The sequence below is a fragment of the Asaia sp. SF2.1 genome (genome assembly GCF_000505765.1).
GTDB lineage: Bacteria > Pseudomonadota > Alphaproteobacteria > Acetobacterales > Acetobacteraceae > Asaia > Asaia bogorensis.
Genome location: NZ_AYXS01000011.1, coordinates 19,093 through 21,392 on the forward strand (window position 1 = coordinate 19,093; position 2,300 = coordinate 21,392).

Annotated in this window: 2 protein-coding genes; both read left to right on the forward strand. The window is 54.3% G+C overall.

Features of this window, described 5'->3' with window-relative positions:
- Positions 1–441: 441 nt before the first annotated feature.
- Complete coding sequence (rfbB, locus tag P792_RS26280) at positions 442–1,497, forward strand: dTDP-glucose 4,6-dehydratase (protein ID WP_023978300.1); 1,056 nt, start codon at positions 442–444, stop codon at positions 1,495–1,497.
- Positions 1,494–2,300, forward strand: an 807-nt coding sequence (gene rfbA / locus P792_RS0118550) for a glucose-1-phosphate thymidylyltransferase RfbA (RefSeq protein ID WP_235075432.1), incomplete at its 3' end; no start/stop codon positions are given. The genes rfbB and rfbA, both read left to right, overlap by 4 nt.

A 2,300-nucleotide genomic window follows, 5' to 3' on the forward strand; every position in this document is an offset into this window, starting at 1 on the left:
TCTGTGGGGGTAACCTCACGCGGGTTATTTTGATTGCCACAAGCGAAAACTGGAGGCGGTCCCAGCAAGGATGATCCAAGACTAAAGTATTGGATTTATTAATCGCAGAGAAATCCAGTAAAAATCATATGATCATCTATATATTGATTTATAAAATATAGGTAAATCCATATATAATCCATCATTCAAATGTATAAATAAAAAATCTGAGAATAAATATGGGAAATTTCTAAATATATAGCCACATTTATTTTAATATATATTTTACTATGACTTGTGGCATACATTTGTTATAGATAAGCAATATGATGCCACTCTAGCGCATTTTGTTATATATATCATCTTTCCACACTGCCCCCTCAGATTGTAATCAGTAACCCTCGGCGTGGGGCAGATTGGCCCGAATGCTGCCTGTATTGAATGCTGTGACTGAGAGTAGCAATGCGTATATTATTGACAGGTGGGTGTGGTTTTATTGGATCTGCCGTGGTCAGGCATCTGATCCGTCAAACCTCACATGAAGTCCTCAACGTGGATTGCATGACCTATGCGGCCTCGGAAGAGACCGTGGGCGAGGTCGCGGCGGACCCGCGTTATCGTCATGCGGCTGTCAATATCGTCAATGGTGTCGAGCTCCAGAAGCTGTTCGACGAGTATCGTCCTGATGCCGTCATGCATCTGGCAGCCGAAAGCCATGTCGATCGCTCCATCGACGGACCTGGCGTTTTTGTCGAGACCAATGTAACCGGCACCTATGCGCTGCTCGAAGCTGCCCGTCGCTACTGGCAGACCCTTGATGCCGCAGCGCAGAAGGCCTTTCGCTTTCATCACATCTCGACCGACGAAGTCTTTGGGCATCTCGAGCTCGATGATCCGCCGTTCACCGAGACGACCCCCTACGATCCGCGCAGCCCGTATTCGGCATCCAAGGCTGCTTCGGACCATCTCGTGCGCGCATGGTATCACACCTATGGGCTGCCGACCTTCGTGACGAACACCACGAATAACTACGGCGTCTGGCATTTTCCCGAGAAGCTCATCCCGCTGGTGACGATCAACGCGCTCGAGGGCAAGGAATTGCCCGTGTATGGCAAGGGCGAGAACATTCGTGACTGGTTGTTTGTCGAGGATCACGCCGAGGCACTGGTCAAGGCCGTTGAACAGGGCCAGCCGGGCGAGACCTATGCCATTGGTGCCCGTCAGCCGCGCACCAATCTCGATGTCGTCAAGACCATTTGCGCCGTACTCGACGAGTTGTCGCCCGATCCGGCAGGTCCGCGCGAGCGTCTGATCCGTTTTGTGACGGATCGACCCGGCCATGATTTCCGCTACGAAATCGACCCCAGCCACGCCGAGAAGGCTCTGGACTGGAAGGCCAAGCACGATTTCGAAACGGGTATCCGCCGCACGGTTCAATGGTATCTTGATAACCGCAACTGGTGGGAAGGCATTCGCGCCCGCCGCTACACCGGACAGAGACTGGGAACAAAAGCATGAACGCCATCGCTGCATCCAAGCCGATGAAGGGCATTCTTCTGGCCGGTGGATCAGGCACACGCCTGCATCCCATGACGCTGGCAACCTCGAAGCAGCTCCTGCCGGTTTACGACAAGCCGATGATCTATTATCCGCTGACCACGCTCATGCTGGCTGGCATTCAGGATATCATGATCATCTCCACGCCCCATGACCTGCCGCAGTTCAAGCGCCTGCTTGGCGACGGATCGCAGTTCGGCGTGCGTTTCGAGTATCGCGAGCAGCCTTCTCCCGATGGTCTGGCCCAGGCCTTCCTCATTGCAGAAGACTGGATCGATGGCTCGCCCTGCGCTCTGGCGTTGGGTGACAACCTGATCTTTGCCGACCATCTGGGCGTGCTGCTGCGCGCAGCAGCGTCCCGTCCCGAAGGGGCAACGGTTTTCGCCTATCAGGTGCGCGACCCCGAGCGTTATGGCGTGGTCAGCTTCGATGAGAGCGGCCGTGCCCTTGGTATTGTCGAGAAGCCCACAGAGCCTGAGTCGAACTGGGCTGTGACCGGTCTCTATTTCTACGACCATCGCGTTGTGGAATTTGCCAAGAAGGTCAAGCCGAGCCCGCGCGGTGAACTCGAGATTACCGATCTGAACCAGATGTATCTGGAAGAAGGCACATTGCAGGTCGATCGTCTGGGTCGTGGCTGTGCATGGCTTGATGCCGGTATGCCGGACAGCCTGATGCAGGCAGGTCTGTTCGTTCAGACAATCCAGTCCCGTCAGGGCATGCTGGTTGGCTCACCGACCGAAGTCGCCTATCGCATGGGCTTC

Bases quoted from the DNA above. Each gene is read 5' to 3' on its own strand.
- rfbB (WP_023978300.1), top strand. From the start codon at position 442: ATGCGTATATTATTGACAGGTGGGTGTGGTTTTATTGGATCTGCCGTG.